At 72.8% G+C, this 17,300-nt stretch carries 18 protein-coding genes; 6 read left to right on the top strand and 12 right to left on the bottom strand.

All coding sequences use genetic code 11. The annotated features are described in order from the left end of the window. Genes BJ999_RS18445 through BJ999_RS18435 form a run of 3 tightly spaced genes read right to left on the bottom strand, consistent with a single transcriptional unit; the run spans position 1 to position 3,487 of the window. Positions 1-963 (bottom strand): ABC transporter permease, encoded by a 963-nt coding sequence (locus BJ999_RS18445; RefSeq protein ID WP_179834441.1) that lies wholly within the window; start codon positions 961-963, stop codon positions 1-3. A gap of 7 nt (positions 964-970) precedes the next feature. Then, the gene (locus BJ999_RS18440) at positions 971-1,897 is read right to left on the bottom strand and encodes an ABC transporter permease (RefSeq protein ID WP_179834440.1); all 927 of its coding nucleotides are present in this window, start codon (positions 1,895-1,897) and stop codon (positions 971-973) included. Positions 1,898-1,903: 6 nt separating this feature from the next. Then, positions 1,904-3,487 carry a peptide ABC transporter substrate-binding protein gene (locus tag BJ999_RS18435; RefSeq protein WP_179834439.1) on the bottom strand — a complete coding sequence of 528 codons (1,584 nt, stop codon included), beginning with the start codon at positions 3,485-3,487 and terminating at the stop codon, positions 1,904-1,906. A gap of 243 nt (positions 3,488-3,730) precedes the next feature. On the opposite strand from BJ999_RS18435, the gene BJ999_RS18430 reads away from it, so the two are divergent. Next, the gene (locus BJ999_RS18430) at positions 3,731-5,089 is read left to right on the top strand and encodes a M20/M25/M40 family metallo-hydrolase (protein WP_179834438.1); all 1,359 of its coding nucleotides are present in this window, start codon (positions 3,731-3,733) and stop codon (positions 5,087-5,089) included. Positions 5,090-5,149: 60 nt separating this feature from the next. Here the strand turns inward: BJ999_RS18430 and BJ999_RS43035 are convergent, their stop codons facing one another. From BJ999_RS43035 to BJ999_RS18415, 4 genes are all read right to left on the bottom strand, one after another. Next, complete coding sequence (locus BJ999_RS43035; RefSeq protein WP_218935909.1) at positions 5,150-5,395, bottom strand: ABC transporter permease; 246 nt, start codon at positions 5,393-5,395, stop codon at positions 5,150-5,152. A 5-nt stretch (positions 5,396-5,400) separates the two neighbouring features. Then, on the bottom strand, positions 5,401-5,928 hold the full coding sequence (locus BJ999_RS43030) for an ABC transporter permease (RefSeq protein ID WP_218935120.1): 528 nt from the start codon (positions 5,926-5,928) through the stop codon (positions 5,401-5,403). Then, positions 5,925-6,920, bottom strand: a complete 996-nt coding sequence (locus BJ999_RS18420; protein ID WP_179834437.1) for an ATP-binding cassette domain-containing protein — start codon at positions 6,918-6,920, stop codon at positions 5,925-5,927. Before BJ999_RS18420 ends, BJ999_RS43030 begins: the two co-directional genes overlap by 4 nt. Before the next feature lie 151 nt (positions 6,921-7,071). Beyond that, positions 7,072-7,716 carry a PadR family transcriptional regulator gene (locus tag BJ999_RS18415; RefSeq protein WP_179834436.1) on the bottom strand — a complete coding sequence of 215 codons (645 nt, stop codon included), beginning with the start codon at positions 7,714-7,716 and terminating at the stop codon, positions 7,072-7,074. A gap of 101 nt (positions 7,717-7,817) precedes the next feature. On the opposite strand from BJ999_RS18415, the gene BJ999_RS18410 reads away from it, so the two are divergent. The 3 genes from BJ999_RS18410 (at position 7,818) to BJ999_RS18400 (ending at position 10,751) form a co-directional block, all read left to right on the top strand. Then, positions 7,818-8,732, top strand: a complete 915-nt coding sequence (locus BJ999_RS18410; protein WP_179834435.1) for a hypothetical protein — start codon at positions 7,818-7,820, stop codon at positions 8,730-8,732. Positions 8,733-8,808: 76 nt separating this feature from the next. Further along, positions 8,809-9,831 (top strand): MBL fold metallo-hydrolase, encoded by a 1,023-nt coding sequence (locus BJ999_RS18405; RefSeq protein WP_229810402.1) that lies wholly within the window; start codon positions 8,809-8,811, stop codon positions 9,829-9,831. A gap of 281 nt (positions 9,832-10,112) precedes the next feature. Beyond that, the gene (locus tag BJ999_RS18400) at positions 10,113-10,751 is read left to right on the top strand and encodes a pyridoxamine 5'-phosphate oxidase family protein (protein WP_179834433.1); all 639 of its coding nucleotides are present in this window, start codon (positions 10,113-10,115) and stop codon (positions 10,749-10,751) included. Positions 10,752-10,865: 114 nt separating this feature from the next. Here the strand turns inward: BJ999_RS18400 and BJ999_RS18395 are convergent, their stop codons facing one another. Beyond that, positions 10,866-11,054, bottom strand: a complete 189-nt coding sequence (locus BJ999_RS18395) for a DUF5302 domain-containing protein (protein WP_179834432.1) — start codon at positions 11,052-11,054, stop codon at positions 10,866-10,868. Between the two features lie 139 nt (positions 11,055-11,193). On the opposite strand from BJ999_RS18395, the gene BJ999_RS18390 reads away from it, so the two are divergent. Further along, positions 11,194-12,594, top strand: a complete 1,401-nt coding sequence (locus BJ999_RS18390; RefSeq protein ID WP_179834431.1) for a cytochrome P450 — start codon at positions 11,194-11,196, stop codon at positions 12,592-12,594. Positions 12,595-12,610: 16 nt separating this feature from the next. Here the strand turns inward: BJ999_RS18390 and BJ999_RS18385 are convergent, their stop codons facing one another. Then, positions 12,611-12,970: a DUF7668 domain-containing protein gene (locus BJ999_RS18385; RefSeq protein WP_179834430.1), complete on the bottom strand. Its 360-nt coding sequence runs from the start codon at positions 12,968-12,970 to the stop codon at positions 12,611-12,613. A 98-nt stretch (positions 12,971-13,068) separates the two neighbouring features. Here BJ999_RS18385 and BJ999_RS18380 point away from each other — a divergent pair, with 98 nt between their 5' ends. Then, a complete protein-coding gene (locus tag BJ999_RS18380; protein ID WP_179834429.1) occupies positions 13,069-13,476 on the top strand; it encodes a DUF2795 domain-containing protein in 408 nt (135 codons plus the stop codon). 23 nt (positions 13,477-13,499) lie between these two features. Here BJ999_RS18380 and BJ999_RS18375 read toward each other — a convergent pair whose 3' ends face one another. The 3 genes from BJ999_RS18375 to BJ999_RS18365 form a co-directional block, all read right to left on the bottom strand. Next, the gene (locus tag BJ999_RS18375) at positions 13,500-15,101 is read right to left on the bottom strand and encodes a long-chain-fatty-acid--CoA ligase (RefSeq protein WP_179834428.1); all 1,602 of its coding nucleotides are present in this window, start codon (positions 15,099-15,101) and stop codon (positions 13,500-13,502) included. Between the two features lie 76 nt (positions 15,102-15,177). Further along, positions 15,178-16,041: a hypothetical protein gene (locus BJ999_RS18370; protein ID WP_179834427.1), complete on the bottom strand. Its 864-nt coding sequence runs from the start codon at positions 16,039-16,041 to the stop codon at positions 15,178-15,180. A gap of 49 nt (positions 16,042-16,090) precedes the next feature. After that, the gene (locus BJ999_RS18365; protein ID WP_179834426.1) at positions 16,091-17,245 is read right to left on the bottom strand and encodes a cytochrome P450; all 1,155 of its coding nucleotides are present in this window, start codon (positions 17,243-17,245) and stop codon (positions 16,091-16,093) included. Between the last annotated feature and the right edge of the window lie 55 nt (positions 17,246-17,300).

Genomic DNA, 17,300 nt, shown 5'->3' with positions numbered 1-17,300 from the left:
TCACCGCAGCTTGGGGTCGAGGGCGTCGCGGACGGCGTCGCCGAGCATCAGGAAGCTCAGCACCGTCGCCGACAGGAACACCGCGGGGAAGATCAGCAGGTGCGGGTGGTCGACGAAGGAGTCCTTCGCCTGGTTGAGCTGGAGCCCCCAGGAGATCTCCGGGTACTGCAGGCCGACGCCGAGGAAGTCCAGGGTCGCCTCGCCCACGATCACGTGCCCCACGTTGAGGGTCGCCACCACGATCACCGGGGCGATCGCGTTCGGCAGGATGTGCCGGATCATGATCCGCCGGTCGGACGCGCCGAGCAGCCGCGCCGCCTGCACGTAGTCGGCGTCCCGGACGGAGATGACCTGCCCCCGCATGATGCGGATCATCGTCGTCCAGCCGAGCAGGACCAGCACCAGCGTCATCGCCCACACGCCGTGCGAGGGGAACGCGACCAGGATCACGGTGGCGCCGAGCACGAACGGCAGCCCGAAGAAGACGTCGGTCAGCCGCGCGATCAGCGCGTCGACGATCCCGCCGTAGTATCCGGCGAGCAGCCCGAACAGCAACGCGATCAGCAGCGCGAACACGGTGACGGAGACGCCGATCAGCAGCGTCGGGCGGGCGCCGTGCACGACGTGCGCGTAGTAGTCGCAGCCCGCGAGGTCGGTGCCGAACCAGTGGTCGCCGGACGGCCCGAGCTTGGCGTCGTTGGGGTCGCAGCCCTCGTTGACGCCCTTGGCGGTGAACAGCCGCGGCACCACGGCCATGACCGTCACGAGCGCGAGGACCGCCACCGACCCCCAGAAGACCCAGCGGCGCCGCAGTTCGTGCCACGCGTCGTCCCACAGCGAGGCCCGGCCGATCGACCCGCCGGCGACGGCGACCGCGGCGGCGCTCGTCCCCGAGGCCCCGGGGCCGGGCGCCGGCTCCGGCTCAGTGCCCGGCGGCCCCGCGTCCGGCTGCTTGATGGTCATGCGCTCCTCACTCGTACCTGATCCGCGGGTCGAGCACCCCGTACAGCAGGTCCACGACCAGGTTGACCAGCAGGAAGATCAGCACCAGCAGGGTGACCGCGCCCACCACGACCGGGCCCTCCTTCAGCTGGATCGACTGGAACACCTGCTCCCCGATGCCCGGCAGGTTGAAGATGCCCTCCGTCACGATCGCGCCGGCCATCATGTTCCCGAAGTCGACGCCGAGATAGGTCACCACCGGGATCAGCGAGTTGCGCAGGGCGTGCCGGCCGACCACCCGCGTCCGCGACAGCCCCTTGGCGTTCGCCGTCCGCACGTAGTCGGCCCGCAGGTTCTCCGACAGGCTCGTCCGGGTCAGCCGCGCGACGTACGACAGGCCGAGGGAGCCGAGCACCATCCCGGGGAGCAGGTAGGACATCGGCCAGCCGTCGTCCGTCCCGGCCGTGGGGAAGATCTGCCAGTGCAGCCCGAACAGGAGCTGCGCGGTGTAGCCGAGCACGAACACCGGCACCGCGATCACCAGCGTGGTCCCGCTGAGGACGAGGGTGTCGGCGAACCTCCCGCGGCGCAGCCCCGCCCAGATGCCGAGCAGGATCCCGATGACCAGCTCGAAGACCCAGGCGGTGACGGCGAGCTGCGCCGTCACCACCCAGCGCCCGCTGAGCATCTCCGACACGCTCTGGCCGGTGTAGTTCTCGCCGAGGTCGCCCTGGAGGAGGCCCCACATGTACTTCGCGTACTGCACCAGCAGAGGGTCGTTCAGGTTGTACCGGTCCCGGAGCGTCTCCAGGACGTTGTCGGGGACCGGCTTGTCCCCGGCGAGCGCCTGGATCGGATCGCCCGGCAGAGCGAACACCATCGCGTAGATGAGCAGCGTGGTGCCGATGAAGACGGGGATCGCCTGCAGGAGCCGCCGGAGGACGTAGCGCCACATCGCCGGCTACTTCACCGTCACTTCGGTGGCGATCAGGCCCGTCGAGAACGGGGTGATCGTGACGTTGTCCACCCGCTTCGACCGCCCGCCCTCGCCCGCCCACGTCCACAGCGGGATCATCGGCATCTCACGGACGGCGACGTCCTCGGCCTGGTTGTAGAGCGCGTTGGCCTGCTGCTGGTCCGACGTCTTGTTGGCCTTGGCGATGAGGTCGTCGAACTCCTTGCTCTCCCAGCCCATGCGGTTGCCCGCCGAGCCCCACATGTTCTCCAGGTAGTTCTGCGGGCTCGGGTAGTCGGCCTCCCAGTTCTGCCGGTACGGGCCCTTCTCCTTGCGGTCGCCCAGCAGGGAGAAGTAGTCGGAGGCGGGGACCTGCCGGAACTGGATGTCCTTGATGCCGAGGTTGTCGCGCAGGGAGTTGGCGACGATCCGCATCCACTGGGCGTAGGTCGGCTGCGCGTTGGAGAAGTACAGCTCCAGGGTCCCGGAGAACCCGCCGGCCTTGTCGAACAGCTGCCTGGCCTTGGCGGGGTCGTAGGTGCACAACTCGCCGCAGGCGTTGGCGCGGTGGCCGGGAATGATCGACGGGATCAGCGAGTCGGCGGGGAAGTAGTCGCCGTTGAAGACCGCCTTGTTGATGCCCTGGCGGTCGATGGCCATGGAGATGGCCTTGCGCAGGTCGGGGTTGGCGAACCGCTTGTCGAACACCGGGAGGCCGAGGTAGTCGGTCGTGCTCATCTTGCGGGCCAGGAACCGGTCGCCGAGGAGCCGCTTGGCCTCGGGGACCTTGGCGGACGGGATGGTCTGCAGGACGTCGATCCGGCCTGCCCGCAGGTCGGTGTAGGAGGTGTCCGCGCTGGAGTAGCTCTTCCAGGTCACGCCCTTGTTCTTCGGCTTGCGCGTCCCGGTGTAGCCGGGGAACGCGACGAGCTTGATCTGCTTGTTGCGCTCCCAGTTCCCGTCCATCATGTACGGGCCGTTGCCGATCGGGTGGTCGTCGAACGCCTTGGGGTCCTTGAGCCCGGCCTTCGGCATCGGCGCGTACGCCGGGTAGGTCAGCAGCAGCGGGAACTGGCTGAACGGGTCGTTCAGCGTGACCTTGAGTGTGTTCTGGTCGACGACCTCGATCCCGGAGAGCTTGTCGGCCTTCGGTTCGGCCTTCTCGTCCTCGGGATTCATGTCCTCGTACCCCTTGATGTACGAGAAGTAGGAGTTGGCGCCCATCGCGTTCGGCCCGTAGGCGGCGTTGTTCCACGCGTCGGCGAAGCTCTGCGCCGTCACCGGCTCCCCGTTGTGGAACTTCTGGCCGGCCCTGACCTTGATCGTCCAGACCTTCTGGTCGTCGGAGGTGACCGACTCGGCCGCCAGCGGGACGGCCTTGCCGTCCTTGGTCAGGTCCATCAGGTTGTCGAACAGCTCGGTGATCACGTCGAAGGCGTAGCTGCCGGTCGTGTTGGCGGGCAGCAGGTGGTCCGGCTCGGAGTGGCCCACGGTGAACGTGCCGTCGCTCGCCTTGGCGTCGTCCCCGCCGCAGGCCGAAAGGCCGAGCGACGCGGCCAGCGCCACCGCCGCGAGACCCGCGGCGTTCAAGCGGAGACCCCTTCCGGCATCCCTCAGGCTGGTCATGCTCCTCCTCGGCCCTGTCGTTCGGCGCACGGGCGCTTGGCCGCCCGCCGTCCCTGGAACGCTCGCAGCGTCGTACTCAGCGTGGCAGGTTGGGTACGGCGCTGACGGAGTCGAAACCGGATCGAGACGTATTTGATCATTCGTTGACACTGGTCAGCGAGGGAGCAAAATGAAGCCTCGTTGCGGAAGGGGAGCAAGGGGGCTGTGGTGCGCTTCGATCAGGAGACGGTCGGCGGAACGCCGGACGAGACGGCGGACGGGCCGGACGGCGGACGGGCCGGCGCGGAGGCGGCGGCGATCTGCGCCGACCTCATCAGGTTCGCCACGGTGAACCGGGGCGAGGGGGTGGCCGAGCCGGAGCGTCCGGCCGCCGAGCACGTCGCCGGCCTGCTCGACGAGGTGGGCGTCGAGGCGACGGTCGTGGAGGCGGCGCCGGGCCGCGCGAGCGTGCTCGCCCGCGTCCCCGGCACCGACCCGTCCCATCCGGCGTTCCTGGTCCACGGGCACCTGGACGTGGTGCCCGCGGACCCGGCGGACTGGACGGTCCCGCCGTTCTCCGGCGAGGTGCGGGACGGGTGCGTGTGGGGGCGCGGCGCCGTCGACATGAAGGGCAGCCTCGCGATGACGCTCGCGACCGTGCGGGCGCGGCTGCGCGAGGGACGGCGCACCCGAGGCGACCTGGTGCTGGCGTTCCTGGCCGACGAGGAGTGCACCGGCGACTACGGCTCCCGGTACGTGGCGCGCGCGCACCGCGGGTTCTTCGAGGGCTGCACGGAGGCGATCAGCGAGTCCGGCGGGTTCAGCGTGGAGGCCGGCGGGGCGCGGATCTACCCGATCGCGACCGGCGAGCGCGGCACGACATGGATGCGGCTGACGGCGCGCGGGACCGCGGGGCACGGGTCCAAGCCGGCGCCCGACAACGCGGTCGCCGAGATCGCGCACGCGGTCTCCCGGCTGGCCGCCCACGCGTGGCCGGTCCGGCTGACGCCGGGCGTGCGGGCGCTGCTGGACGGGCTCGCGGACGCCCTCGGCACGTCCATCGACCACGACCGCCTCGACGCGGAGGCCGCCCGGCTCGGCCGCGCCGGGCACCTGTTCGCCGGGACGATCCGCAACTCGGCGAACCCGACCCGGCTCGACGCCGGCTACAAGGTCAACGTCGTGCCGGGCACGGCGACCGCGCAGGTCGACGGCCGCTATCTGCCCGGCACGGGCGAGGAGTTCCTCGCCACGATCGACCGGCTGCTCGGCCCGAAGGTGACCCGCGAGTTCATCAACTTCGAGGAGGCCCCCGCCGCCGACCCGGCAGGCCCGACGTTCGCCGCGCTGGCGGGCGCACTGCGGGCCGAGGACCCGCTAGCGCGTCCCGTCCCGTACGTGATGGCAGGCGGGACCGACGCGAAGTCGTTCCACCGGATCGGCATCACGAGTTTCGGCTTCGCGCCGCTGCTGCTCGGCCCCGATCTCGACTACTTCGGGATGTTCCACGGCGTGGACGAGCGGGTCCCGCTGGACGGCCTCGCCTTCGGGACCCGCGTGCTGGACCGCTTCCTCGACACCCGCTAGGCCGGGCAGGGGGTTCCGGTGCGTCCGGCCACCGGAACCCCCTCGGGCCTCTCTCCCCGGTCACTGCGAATTCTGATAGCTCCGGAGCGAGTGGACCGCGAGCCCGACCGCGGCCGCGGTCAGCACGAGGAGCCATCCCCCGTGCGTCGCGACCGTCCCCCAGTCGGGATCATCGGCGAGCGCGCCGCGCGACGCGTCCAGGGCCCAGCTCACCGGATTGCCGGCTGCCACGTGCCGCATCCAGGACGGCATCAGGCCCTTGGCCATGAACGCCGACGACAGGAACGTCAGCGGCAGCAGCAGCATCACGTTCAGGCCGATGATCGTGTTGCGGTCGCGCGCACGAGCAGCGCGAGCGTGTTGGACAGCGCCGCGAGGACGACGCCGATCAGCACCGCCGCGGCGACCAGCACCGCCGGGCCCGCGGGGCCGCCCGGGTAGTGCGCGCCCGCCGCCCGGCCCAGCGCGATGATCACGATCGACTGGAACGCCGTGCTGAGGGCCTGCTCCACGACGCCGGCGTTCGCGATCGCGCCGCGCCGCACCGGCGTGACGAGGAACCGGTCGAGGGTGCCGCGCTCGATCTCGTCCATGGTCGCCATCCCGGCGAAGGAGTTCAGCGACACCGCGTTCATGACGACCACGCCGGGGACGATGTAGTCGAGGTAGGACTGCGCGCCGAACCCCGGCAGCTCGACCACCTTCCTGAACAGCTCGCCGAACAGGAACAGCCAGATCATCGGCTGCGCCAGCGTCATGACGACGACGGCGGGGTTGCGCAGCAGCGCGGTCAGCCGCCGGTGGGTCATCCACCAGGTCCCGGTCGCGAGCGCGGTCATCGGGCACCTCCGGCGGCGGCGGTCTCGGCGTGGTCGGGGGCGTCGGCCCGCGCGAACCGGCGTCCGGCGTAGCGCAGGTACACATCGTCCAGGGACGGCCGCGCGACGGTCGCCGCCGAGGCGGGGACGCCCGCCTGGTCGAGGGCGGCGAGGACGGCGGGCACGGCCGACGCGCCGTCGTCGGCGCGGGCGCTGAGGCGCGGCCCGTCCAGGACGATCTCGCGCACGCCGGGCAGCCGGCCGAGCGCCTCCCGCACCGGCGGCTCGGGCGGCGCCTCCCGCCATTCCACGTGGACGGCGTCGCCGCGCAGTTCCCCCTTGAGGGAGTCGGGGGTGCCCTCCACCACGACGCGTCCCCGGTCGACGATCGCCAGCCGCCGCGCGAGCCGGTCGGCCTCCTCCAGGTAGTGGGTGGTCAGCAGGATCGCGAGCGCGTCGTCGCCCGCCAGCCGCGCGATCTCGGCCCACATCGACGCGCGGGCCTCCGGGTCGAGCCCGGTGGTGGGCTCGTCCAGGAACAGCACCTGCGGCCGGTGGACGAGGCCGAGCGCGACGTCGAGCCGCCGCCGCATCCCGCCGGAGTAGGTCTTCACCGGCCTGCCCGCCGCGTCCTCCAGCCCGAACCGGGCGAGCAGCTCGGCGGCCCGGCTCCGCACCCGCGCCCCGCCCATCCCGTAGAGGCGGCCTTGCAGGACGAGGTTGTCGCGGCCGCTCGCCTCGGGGTCGGCGCCGGACCGCTGCGACACCACGCCGATGACGCGGCGGACCCGGTCGGGCCTGCGGAGCACGTCGTGCCCGGCCACGGTCGCGGCGCCCGCGTCCGGCCGGATCAGCGTGGTGAGGATCTTGACGGTGGTGGACTTGCCCGCCCCGTTGGGGCCGAGCAGCCCGAGGATCTCGCCCCGGCCGATCGTGACCGACAGGCCGTCCAGGGCCCGGACGTCGCCGGGGTAGTTCTTCACGAGGCCCTCGGCCTCGATGGCATGCGCCATGTTCTCCTCCGTGCCAGGAAACGTGCCGCACGAAGGGCCCCGGATAGGCTGGTGTCGCGTCACGCCGCCAGGGCCCGCCTCGCGCGGGTTCTCGGTGGTGGGTCCCGGCCCGGGGGCGGTGTTGCAGCACCGCCGCCGGGCCTTCCGCTCGCTAGTCCTCCGGGGCTCCCCTCTCCGCCAGCTCGGCGATCTCGGGCGGCATCTCGCCGGTCGCGTGGAAGGAGCGCCACAGGTCGAGGTGCGGCAGCGTGCCGTCCTCGATCTCGGCGAGGAGGCCGCGCACCCATGCGAACTCGGCGCGCCGCATGGCGAGGTCGTACTCGGCCTCCAGCAGGAAGAGGCGCGGCACCTCCGTCTCGGCCTCCAGCGCGGCCCGGTCGGCGGCGATCTCCCGCTCCATCGCGTCGAGGCGGCCGCGCAGCAGCGCCGCCACCTCGTCGGGGCCGAGCGCGCCGAGGACCGAGAGCCCCGCCTCGAACCGCGGCCGCTCCCGCTCGGGCACCCCGACCAGCTCCCGGACCCAGTCGGCCAGCTCGTCCCGTCCCGCGTCGGTGATGCCGTAGACGGTGCGCTCGGGCCGAGCCCCGTCCCGGGCGCTTCCCTCGACGGCCAGGAACCCGTGCTTCTCCAGGTTGCCGACCACGGTGTAGAGCGAGCCCCACTTGATGTCCATGTCGCGGTCCTTGCCGCGGGCACGCATCAGCGACGCCATCTCGTACGGATGCATCGGCTTGGCGGAGACGGTCGACAACACGGCGAGCCCCAACAGGTTGCTCACTTTGCGCCGCTTGGCCATCTCGGCCTCCTCGTGAACGAGTATTCGCGGACGAGTATGACAGCCATGACCACCCCCGTCCACCCCGATGCACGCGCTTCCGGTGCGGGTAGAGATCGGACGTGGACTTCTCCAGTGCGGCCGACGACCTGTACGGCGTCCTGCCCGCCGACTTCGTGGAGACCCGGAAGCGCCTGGCCCAGGAGGCCAGGAGGGCGGGCGACGCCGCGCTCGCGAAGCGGATCGGGGCGCTGCGGCGCCCCACGCTCTCGGCGTGGGCGGTGAACCTCCTGGCGCGCTCGGCCGCGGACGACCTCGCCGGGCTGCTGGACGCCGGGGAGGAGATGCGGGCGGCCTGGGGCTCGGGCCGCGGCCTCGGGGACCTGGAGCAGCGCCGCGCCAGGCTCGTCGGGTCGCTCGTGCGGACCGCCGGCGAACTCGCCGCGGACGCGGGCGGCGCGCTGCGCGAGCAGGCCGTCCGCGAGGTGGAGGACACCCTCCAGGCCGCCACGGTGGACGCCGGCGTCGCCGAGGAGGTCCGCGAAGGACGGCTGTCGCAGCCCCGCAGCCATTCCGGCTTCGTCCCCGCCGGGTTCGCGACGGCGCCCGCGGACCGGGAAGAACGCGCGAGGCCGAAGGCCGAGGAGAAGCCCGCCGAGCAGGAGCAACCGCCTGAGAGGAAGGCGGAGCCGGCGAGATCGAACGTCACGCGCACCAGCGCCGCCCGCGCCAAGCGGGCGGAGACGCTGCGCAGGCGCGCCGAGCAGGCAGAGGACAAACTGGCCGAACGCGAGGAGCGCGCCGACGCGGCCCAACGCGAGATGCAGGAAGTGTCCGCCAAGGTGGGGCAGCTCCGGCACGAACTGGAACGGGCGATCGCCGAGCGGGACGCCGCGTCCCGGAGAGCGGACCGCGCCGAGCAGAACCGCGCCCGCGCGGAGGAGGCCGTGCGCGAGGCCCGCAAGGCCGCCGCCGAAGCCCGCCGCGCCGCCGCCCGCGACCCTGGTCGACCCTCGACCGGGGCGGGGCGGGGATAAAGGGGATGTCCGGGATGAAGTAGGTTCGTCCCGAACGTGATTCGACAATCAAGGGGGCGCGGTGGGGGCACCGGTCGTGGAGCAGCCGACTGACTGGACCGAGCCGGGCGCTCATCCGGTGGCGCCGGGGGTGCACCGGGTCCCCCTCGCGCTGCCGATCCCGTCGCTGCACGCCGTCAACGTGTACGTCATCGAGGACGCCGAAGGCCTCGTCGTCGTTGACTCCGGCTGGGCCATGCCCGACACGAAGGCCTCGCTCGAAGGCGCGCTCGCCACCCTCGGCCACCGGCTGGACGACGTGGCGCAGTTCCTCGTCACCCACGCCCACTGGGACCACTACTCGCAGGCCCTGGCGCTGCGCGACTCGTTCGGGACGCGAGTGCGGATCGGGCGGGGCGAGCGGCCGTCGATCGAGGCGTTCGACGTTCGCCGGGGGCTGCACCCCCGGCAGGTGGAACTGCTGCGCCGGTGCGGCGCGGACGAGGTGGCCGACGAGATCGCGGGCCGGCCCGTGGAGCGTTCCGAGCAGGACGTGCCGCACACGATGCCGGACGCGTGGCTGGACGACGGGGAGCGCGTCGCCCTCACGGAACGCGGCCTGGACGTGTTCGCCACACCGGGGCACACCCGCGGCCACATCGTCCTGCGCGACGCGGCGGCCGGGCTGCTGTTCGCGGGCGACCACATCCTCCCGCACATCTCGCCGTCCATCGGTCTGGAGACCGAGCCTGAGCCCAAGCCGCTGCGCAGCTACCTGGAGTCGCTGCGGCTGGTCCGCGACATGCCGGACACCGTGCTGCTGCCCGCGCACGGTCCCGTGCGGCCGAGCGTGCACATCCGGATCGACGAGCTGCTGGAGCACCACGCCGAGCGGCTGGACGCCGCCGCCGCGCAGGTCCGCGCCGGGCGCGGCACGGCGTTCGAGGTGGCGGGCGCGATGCCGTGGACGCGCCGCAGGCGCAGCCTCGACGACCTGGACGCGTTCAGCCGGATGCTGGCCGTGCTGGAGATCGAGGCGCACCTGGACGTCCTCGCCGACCGGGGCGTCCTGGACGCCCACGAGGAGGGCGGCGTCCGCCGCTACGCCGCGCGGCGCTGACGCGCACGGGCGATCGGGTCCGGCGCGGGCGATGAGTTTCGGTGCGCCCCCGAGTCTGCATGGCGAACCCGTGCGGAGTACTCCCACTGAGAAACGCCGCCCCTTCCCGCGGGCGCCGCGGCCCTCGGCCCGGCGCCCGGAGCGGCGGCCGGTCGACCGTGTCGCGGCCCCGGACGAGTGGGCCGCGACACGGCCGCCGGTAGGGACGACCCTGCCGCCGGGCGCCCGGAACAGCCCGGGTTACGCTGATCTTCGGATTCTCCCCGGCGGAAGGAGCGGCGATGACGGTCGCCCCCGAGTTCACTGCGATCACCTCTCCGGCGGAGCTGCGCGAGCTTCTCGGCACGCCGATGCGGCGGGCGATCGACAAGGAGCGGGTCGCGCTGCACGACTGGGACCGCGAGTGGCTCGCCCGGTCCCCGTTCTGCCTGATCGCCACCAGTGACGCCGCCGGAAACTGCGACGTCTCCCCCAAGGGCGACCCTCCGGGGTTCGTGCACGTCATCGACGGCACGACGATCGCCGTCCCGGACCGTCCCGGCAACCGCCGCGTGGACGGGTTCATGAACGTGCTGAGCAACCCGCACGTCGGCCTGATCTTCCTCGTGCCGGGGCGCACCGAGACGCTGCGGATCAACGGCCGGGCCACGCTGGTCCGGGACGCCCCGTTCTTCGACGAGATGGTCGTCAAGGGGCACCGGCCGGCCCTCGCGCTCGTCGTGGACATCGAGCAGATCTTCTTCCACTGCGCGAAGGCGCTCATGCGCTCGAAACTGTGGAAGCCGGAGTCGTGGAATCCGGAGGCTCTGCCGCCGCACGCCCGGATCGTCAAGGACGTCCAGTACACCGAGGAGAGCGTGGAGGAACTCCGGGAGTACTACAGCGAGGCGAACTACAGCAAGAAGCTCTACCAGGGCTGATCCGGCCGGCGGCCGGACCTGGGCGCCGCTCGCGATCGCCGTGGGGCGGCGCAGGAGGAACGGAGCGACCCCCGCGCCATTCCGCGCGGGGGTCTGCCTACCGGTGCGGCCCGGTCAGCCGCTCTTGCGGCGGAACTGCCGCTGGTGGTCGGCGCGCTCGTGGGTGCCGCGCACCTTCGAGCCGCTCCGGCCGCCGGCGCCTCCGTTCTTTCCCTCCGCGCCGCGCTTGCGCTCCAGGGCCTCCCGGAACCTGCGCTTCACCTCGTCCTCGCCGTCTTCGGGCGCTCCTGCGGAGTCGGCCATGCGGACCTCCAGCTCGTGTATGGGCACCCCTAGCGTCACACAACCCGCGATGGCGGGCTCGTGCACGCCGAAAGATCGCCGTGGGAGATTCCAGCATAAACCGGCCGTCGGCAAACGTTCTCTCCTAGGGTTTGTGCACGTGGAGCCCCAGACGCCGCAGGCCGAGCCCGTCCCCGCCCATCTGCCGCTGGAGGCGCTCGCCGTCCAGCCGCTGCTGAACCGCGACCACGAGACCCGTCCCGCGGCGTTCTACGAGCGGCTGCGGGCCGAGTACGGCCCCGTCGCGCCGGTGGACGTCCTCGGGGTGCCGGCCTGGCTCGTCATCGGCTACGCCCAGACGCTCGACATCCTGCGCGACGCGCGCGGGAACTGGAGCCGGAGGGTCGGCACCTGGCGCGCGTACCGGGAGGGCGAGGTCCCGGCCGACTGGCCGATGCTGCCGGTGGTCGAGTCGGAGAACAGCGGGTTCCGCGACGGCGCCGACTCCACCCGGCTGCGCGGCGCCTGGAGCGAGGGCCTGCGGCCGTTCCAGGACCGGAGCCGACCGGAGGCGAAGGCGCTGGAGCAGGCCGTCCGGCGGTACGCCGACGACCTGCTCACCGTGATCTGCGAGGGCGGCGGCCGGTCCGGGTCGGCGGACCTGTCGGCGCAGTACGCGCGGCCGCTGCCGTTGATGGTGATCGGCCGGCTGCTCGGTTCCGGGGCCGACGACGGCGACGAGCTGATCAGCGACCTGTGGCGGGTGATGGACGCGGGCCCGGACGCCCAGGAGGCGTCCGCCCGGCTGATCGCACGAGTCGCGGACCTGTGCGCGGCGCGGGTCGCGGCCCCCGGCGAGGACCTGCCGTCCTTCATGCTCGCCGCCGTGCCCGACCTGACCGCCGAGGAGCTGACCGCCGAGATGGCGATGATGACCGGCCTCGTCGGCGACGTGACCGGAACGCTGATCAGCAACACCGTCACCGAGGTGCTCGTCGGCGAGACCGGCGCCCGCGACAGCCTCTCGGCCGGGATGCTGCAGGAGGCGATCAACCGGGCCGCGGCCGCCAACCCGCCGATGGCGAACCTGGCGTTCCGGTGGGCCAAGACCGACGTGCGCCTCGGCCGGTTCCAGATCGCGGCGGGCGACCCGGTCATGGTCTCACCCGCCGCCGCGCACCAGGACCCGGCCTTCGCGGCGGGCGGCGGGCCCGACTCGATCTACAGCTCGCGCGCCCACCTGGCGTGGAGCGCCGGTCCGCACGCCTGCCTCGGCCGCGACCTCGCCACCACCATCACCACGATCGCGGTGGAGCGGCTGTTCGACCGGTTCTCCGGGCTGCGGCTCGCGGTGCCCGCCGACCGGCTTCCGTGGCGCTCGTCCCCGCTGATGCGCGGCCTGCGGTCGCTGCCGGTCACCTACGAACTGGCCGGGGACCCGCCGGAGCCGCAGTCCTCCTCCGCCGCCGAGGAGGCGGCCGAGCAGGAGGAACCGGGCGAGGACGGGCATGACTCGCTGGTGCGGCGCGTCCTGCGGATGATGCGTCTCTCGCAGTCCTGACCGGCGGCCATCCGGCTCACCCGGCGGCCGCCTCTTCGATGCCGTCCACCTCGACGGTCCACACGCCGTCCATGACCTCGGTCAGGGTGAGCCGCAGCGCCAGCGCGGAGAGTCCTTCCTGCGCGGTCCACAGCGGGAGCGCCACCCGGAAGGCGCGCTCCCCGCCCGAGACCTGCTCGATCTCGGCCACCTCCAGGTCGGCGAAGGCGCTGTCGGGCGGACTGATCAGGTCGCGCCCGGAGGCGGTCACCGCGCCGGCCATCTCCACGGCGCTCAGCCTGCGCCCCTCGGTGAGGGTCTCCAGCTCCTCGTAGTCGCCGCGGACCAGCAGCCCGACCACGACCCGGACCGCGTTCACGCCCTCTTCCGGCAGCATGCGCCACACCGTACCGCGCCGCCGCCGCGAGATCCCCAGCGTGTTGGGACACGCGCGCCTGGGAACGTTCCATCCGATAGGTGCGAAGGGAGGACGAAATGCCAGACAAGAGCGGCAAGCACGGCGCAAGGCTGGACGAGGAGATCGGCCGCGAGACCCAGGGCATGGTCAGCGGCGGCCATCCCACGCACGCCGAGGAGTTCAAGGAGACCGAGCCGTTCTCCAACGACTACCCCGCCGACCCGGCGGCGGCCGTCGCCGGTGACCGGGAGGGCTCCCCGCCCGGGATGAGCGCGCAGGACGTGGAGGGCCGCAGCGCCCTGGCCCGGATGCTCAGCGGTGTCCGCTACCCGGCCCGCCCGAACGAGCTGGTCCGGCACGCGGCCGAGGGCGGCGCCCCGGACGGGGCGCTCGACCAGCTGCGGACGCTGCCGAAGCGCGAGTACGAGAACGTCGCCGACGTGGCCGAACAGCTCGGCTACGGGCGCGAGGAGCGGCGCTACTGATCGGCGCCGCGCCGGCGGCGTCCTCAGCCCTGGACGCGGCGGTCGTGGCCCGCCCACTCCCGCTCGCGGAGCTGAAACTTCTGGATCTTCCCGGTGGAGGTCTTGGGCAGCTCGGCGACGAACTCCACCGCGTCGGGCGCCTTGTACCGGGCGAGGCCCGCCCGGACGTGCTCGACCAGCTCGGCCTCGGTGGCGGTGCGCCCGTCGCGCAGGACCACGAACGCCTTGGGGCGTTCGCCCCACCTGTCGTCCGGCACCGCGACGACCGCGACCTCCAGCACGGCCGGGTGCGAGTCGATCGCCCGCTCGACCTCGACAGTGGAGATGTTCTCCCCGCCGGAGACGATGATGTCCTTGGACCGGTCGCGCAGCTCGACGTAGCCGTCGGGGTGCCGGACGCCGAGGTCGCCGGAGTGGAACCAGCCGCCGCGGAACGCGTGCGCGGTGGCCTCCTCGTCCCGGTGGTAGCCCTTCATGACGTTGTTGCCGCGCATGACGATCTCGCCGAGCGTCGTCCCGTCGGCCGGGACGTCGTTCATGTCGCCGTCGACGACCCGCAGCCCGTCGGTCTGGATCATGCCGACGCCCTGCCTGGCCAGCAGCCGGGCCCGGTCCCCGGTGGGCAGCGCCGCCCAGCCGGGCTGCGGCTCGCACACCGAGTACGGGCCGTAGGTCTCCGTCAGCCCGTACACGTGCACGATGTCCGCCCCGAGCCCCTCCGTCTGCCCGATGATCGTCGGGCTCGGCGGCGCGCCCGCCGTCGTGACGGTCAGCGGCCGCTCCAGCGGGTGCGCCTCCGCCGCGTTCACGATCGTCACGAGGACGGTCGGGGCGCCGTTGAGGTGGGTGACGCCCTCGGTGTCGATGAGCCGCCAGATCTCCGCGGCGACGACGGCGCGCAGGCACACCTGCGTCGCGCCGATCGCGGCGAGCGCCCACGGCGTGCACCAGCCGTTGCAGTGGAACATCGGCAGCGTCCACAGGTAGACGCTCTCGGGCGTGTGCCGCGAGTGCACGACCTCGCCGAGCGCGTTGAGGTAGGCGCCCCGGTGCGTGTAGACGACGCCCTTCGGACGTCCCGTGGTGCCGGACGTGTAGTTGATCGAGATGGCGGCGTTCTCGTCCCGGACGGCCCAGGGCAGCGGGTCGTCCGAGCCGCGCGCCATCAGCTCCTCGTAGCCGATTCCGCCGACCGCCGGGTCGGGCTCGGCGCCGGACGCGGGAATGGTGACCGTCAGGGGCAGGCCGTCCGCGAGCGGCGCCACGGACGGATGCAGCCCCGCCTCCACGACCAGCGCCTTCGCGCCCGAATGGTCGAGGATGTAGCGGATCTCGTCCGGCGCCAGCCGCGTGTTGATCGCGACGAGCACGGCCCCGGCGAGCGGCACGGCGAAGTGCGCGACGAGGAGCTCGGGGATGTTGGGCGCCAGGTAGGCGACCCGGTCTCCGGGCTCGACCCCCAGGGCGCGCAGTGCGTTCGCCAGCCGGGTCGTCTCGGCGGCGAACTCGGCGTAGGCGGCGCGCCGGTCCCCGTAGGCGTAGGCGGTCTTGCCGGGGAACACCTGCGCCGACCGTTCGAGGAACACCAGCGGGGTAAGCGCCGTGTGACCCGGGCCGTTGTCCATCGGGAGCCTCCGGTGCCGTCGGATGTGGCCTGCGCCCCCAGGATCCCACGCGCACCCGTCCCGCCCCGGACGGCCGCTAGCCGTCGGCGTTGCGGGTCAGGATGGAGACTGCCCTGACGGTGGCGTACCCGCGCCACTCCAGTTCGGCGGCGGGCGAGTAGGACGCGAAGTCCACGCGCCATCCGCCGTCGTCCTCCTGCATGCCGTCGAGCCGTCGAAGCTCGGCCGCCACGACGTCCTGCTCGAAGAGGGACCGGGCCGGGCGGTCCGGGAAGGGCGCGAAGTCGAGCGGGCGCAGCATCTCGTCCTCCAGGCCGCCCTCCACGCGGAGGAGGCCGTCATCCGGGATGTGCTCACCGAGCAGGGCGACGGCCTCGGTGTCGTCGACGGCGTCGGCCAGCCACATGGCGAACTCCACCTCCAGGGCGTGCATCGTGTCCTTGGCGCGGAGGGCGTCGAGGCAGTAGCGGGTGGCGCGGTCGAGCCAGGGATGGCCCGCGACCGCCGAGTCGTGGACGGCGACGCGACGCGCCGTGGCGGCGACCACGGCGGTGATCTGCAGCGAGGACGTCCCGGGGTCGGCCCCCGCCCAGAACGGCGCGCAGCCGGCGGGATCGGGGACGTGCAGGGCGAACGGCAGGCCGCCGTCGGGCAGCGTCACCGAGTCCAGCCAGTCGCAGAGCGCGACCGCCTCCGGGGCGGTCACCGGCGCGAGCTCCTCGAAGACCTCGAACGCGTGCAGCGCGGGGCCCGGCTGGCTCGTCCGCGACCGCAGGTCGGGCTCAAGGCCGTGGCCGTACCCGCCGTCAGGGTTCCGGTAGGCGTTGAGCGCGGCGAGCATCGCGGCCCGGTCGCCTTCCCCGGTCAGCAGTTCGAAGCGGCGGCGGTCCAGGGGACGCGCGTGCGTGGCCATGAAATCGGATGCCTTGGTCAGGTCCATGCCTCCAGCGTGGCCGCCGCGGGCGCGCCCGTCTTGTAGGTTTCGGCCATCACCAGGTAAGGATCAGCTCCCGGGGCGAGCGGTGGATCAGGCTCGGCAGCATCTCCACCGGCTCCTCGACGCGCAGGCCCGGCAGCCGCGCGGTCAGCTCCTCCAGCGTGACGCGTACCTGCTCGCGGGCCAGCTGCGAGCCCGGGCACGCATGGACGCCGTGCCCGAACGCCAGGTGCCGCGCCGGCTCGCGGGTGACGTCGAACTCGTCGGGACGGTCATGGGCAGCCGGATCGCGCCCGGCGGCCGCGAAGGCGACGAAGACCTCGGCGCCCGCCGGCAGGTCGGTGCCCGCCACCCGCACCGGCCTGGTCGTGACCCGGCGGAACCCCTGGATGGCCGTGTCGAAGCGCGCGGCCTCCTCGACGGCCGCCGGGACCAGCTCGGGCCGGGCGCACAGCAGCTCCCACTGCTCCCGGTTCCGCAGCAGGTGCAGCACCGCCGTCCCGATGAGCGCCGTCGTCGTCAGGTGCCCGGCCAGCAGGATGTTCTGCAGGTTGGAGATGAGCGTGCCGTGCGGCTCGATCGCGCGCGCCATCTCGCCGCACAGGTCCCGCCCCGGCTCCCGGTTCCTCACGTGGGCGTCCAGCACCCGCTTCATGCCCGCGACCCGCTCGGCGGCGGCGACCTGCTCGTCCGTGCTCATCGGCCGGAAGACCAGGTCCTCCGCCCGATAGCTTCCCTCGATGAGCGCGGGCACCTCGCCCGGGTCGACGCCGAGCATGTGCCCGATCACCTCGCCCGGCAGGATCCGCGCGTACCGTCCCATCAGCTCGACGCGGTGGTCGCCGGCGAAGGACGCGACCAGTTCCCGGGCCCGGCGGGTGATGAACGGGAGGGCCGCGGCGACCCGCTTCGGCGACAGCCCGCGCGTCAGCGGCTCGCGCACCCGCCGGTGGTCGTCGCCGTCCGCCGTGAGCACGACGGGGCGGCCCTGCGGCAGCGACCGCAGCACGGCGACGGCCTCGGGTCCCGGCATCACGTCCGGCCGCAGCGCGTTCGCCGAGGAGAACGTCTCCGGATCGCGCAGCACCGCCCGCGCGTCGGCGTGCCGGGCGACGAGCCACGCGTCCAGCTCGGGGACGAAGGTCAGCCCCGCGGCCTCGCGCGCCCGGGCGTAGAACGGATACGGATCGGTGCGATCGAACTCCACGGCGCCCCCTCGAAGGTCTGATCACCACCGTAGGAAAAGGGAATGCGGCGCGGGA

The organism is Actinomadura citrea (assembly GCF_013409045.1).
Taxonomy (GTDB): domain Bacteria; phylum Actinomycetota; class Actinomycetes; order Streptosporangiales; family Streptosporangiaceae; genus Spirillospora; species Spirillospora citrea.
The sequence above is the reverse complement of the archived record's forward strand: the minus strand, read 5'-3'. Positions and strand labels throughout refer to the sequence as shown.

Bases quoted from the DNA above. Each gene is read 5' to 3' on its own strand.
- BJ999_RS18445 (WP_179834441.1), bottom strand. From the start codon at position 963: ATGACCATCAAGCAGCCGGACGCGGGGCCGCCGGGCACTGAGCCGGAG.
- BJ999_RS18440 (WP_179834440.1), bottom strand. From the start codon at position 1,897: ATGTGGCGCTACGTCCTCCGGCGGCTCCTGCAGGCGATCCCCGTCTTC.
- BJ999_RS43035 (WP_218935909.1), bottom strand. From the start codon at position 5,395: ATGCTGCTGCTGCCGCTGACGTTCCTGTCGTCGGCGTTCATGGCCAAG.
- BJ999_RS43030 (WP_218935120.1), bottom strand. From the start codon at position 5,928: ATGACCGCGCTCGCGACCGGGACCTGGTGGATGACCCACCGGCGGCTG.
- BJ999_RS18420 (WP_179834437.1), bottom strand. From the start codon at position 6,920: ATGGCGCATGCCATCGAGGCCGAGGGCCTCGTGAAGAACTACCCCGGC.
- BJ999_RS18415 (WP_179834436.1), bottom strand. From the start codon at position 7,716: ATGGCCAAGCGGCGCAAAGTGAGCAACCTGTTGGGGCTCGCCGTGTTG.
- BJ999_RS18400 (WP_179834433.1), top strand. From the start codon at position 10,113: ATGACGGTCGCCCCCGAGTTCACTGCGATCACCTCTCCGGCGGAGCTG.
- BJ999_RS18395 (WP_179834432.1), bottom strand. From the start codon at position 11,054: ATGGCCGACTCCGCAGGAGCGCCCGAAGACGGCGAGGACGAGGTGAAG.
- BJ999_RS18385 (WP_179834430.1), bottom strand. From the start codon at position 12,970: ATGCTGCCGGAAGAGGGCGTGAACGCGGTCCGGGTCGTGGTCGGGCTG.
- BJ999_RS18380 (WP_179834429.1), top strand. From the start codon at position 13,069: ATGCCAGACAAGAGCGGCAAGCACGGCGCAAGGCTGGACGAGGAGATC.
- BJ999_RS18375 (WP_179834428.1), bottom strand. From the start codon at position 15,101: ATGGACAACGGCCCGGGTCACACGGCGCTTACCCCGCTGGTGTTCCTC.
- BJ999_RS18370 (WP_179834427.1), bottom strand. From the start codon at position 16,041: ATGGACCTGACCAAGGCATCCGATTTCATGGCCACGCACGCGCGTCCC.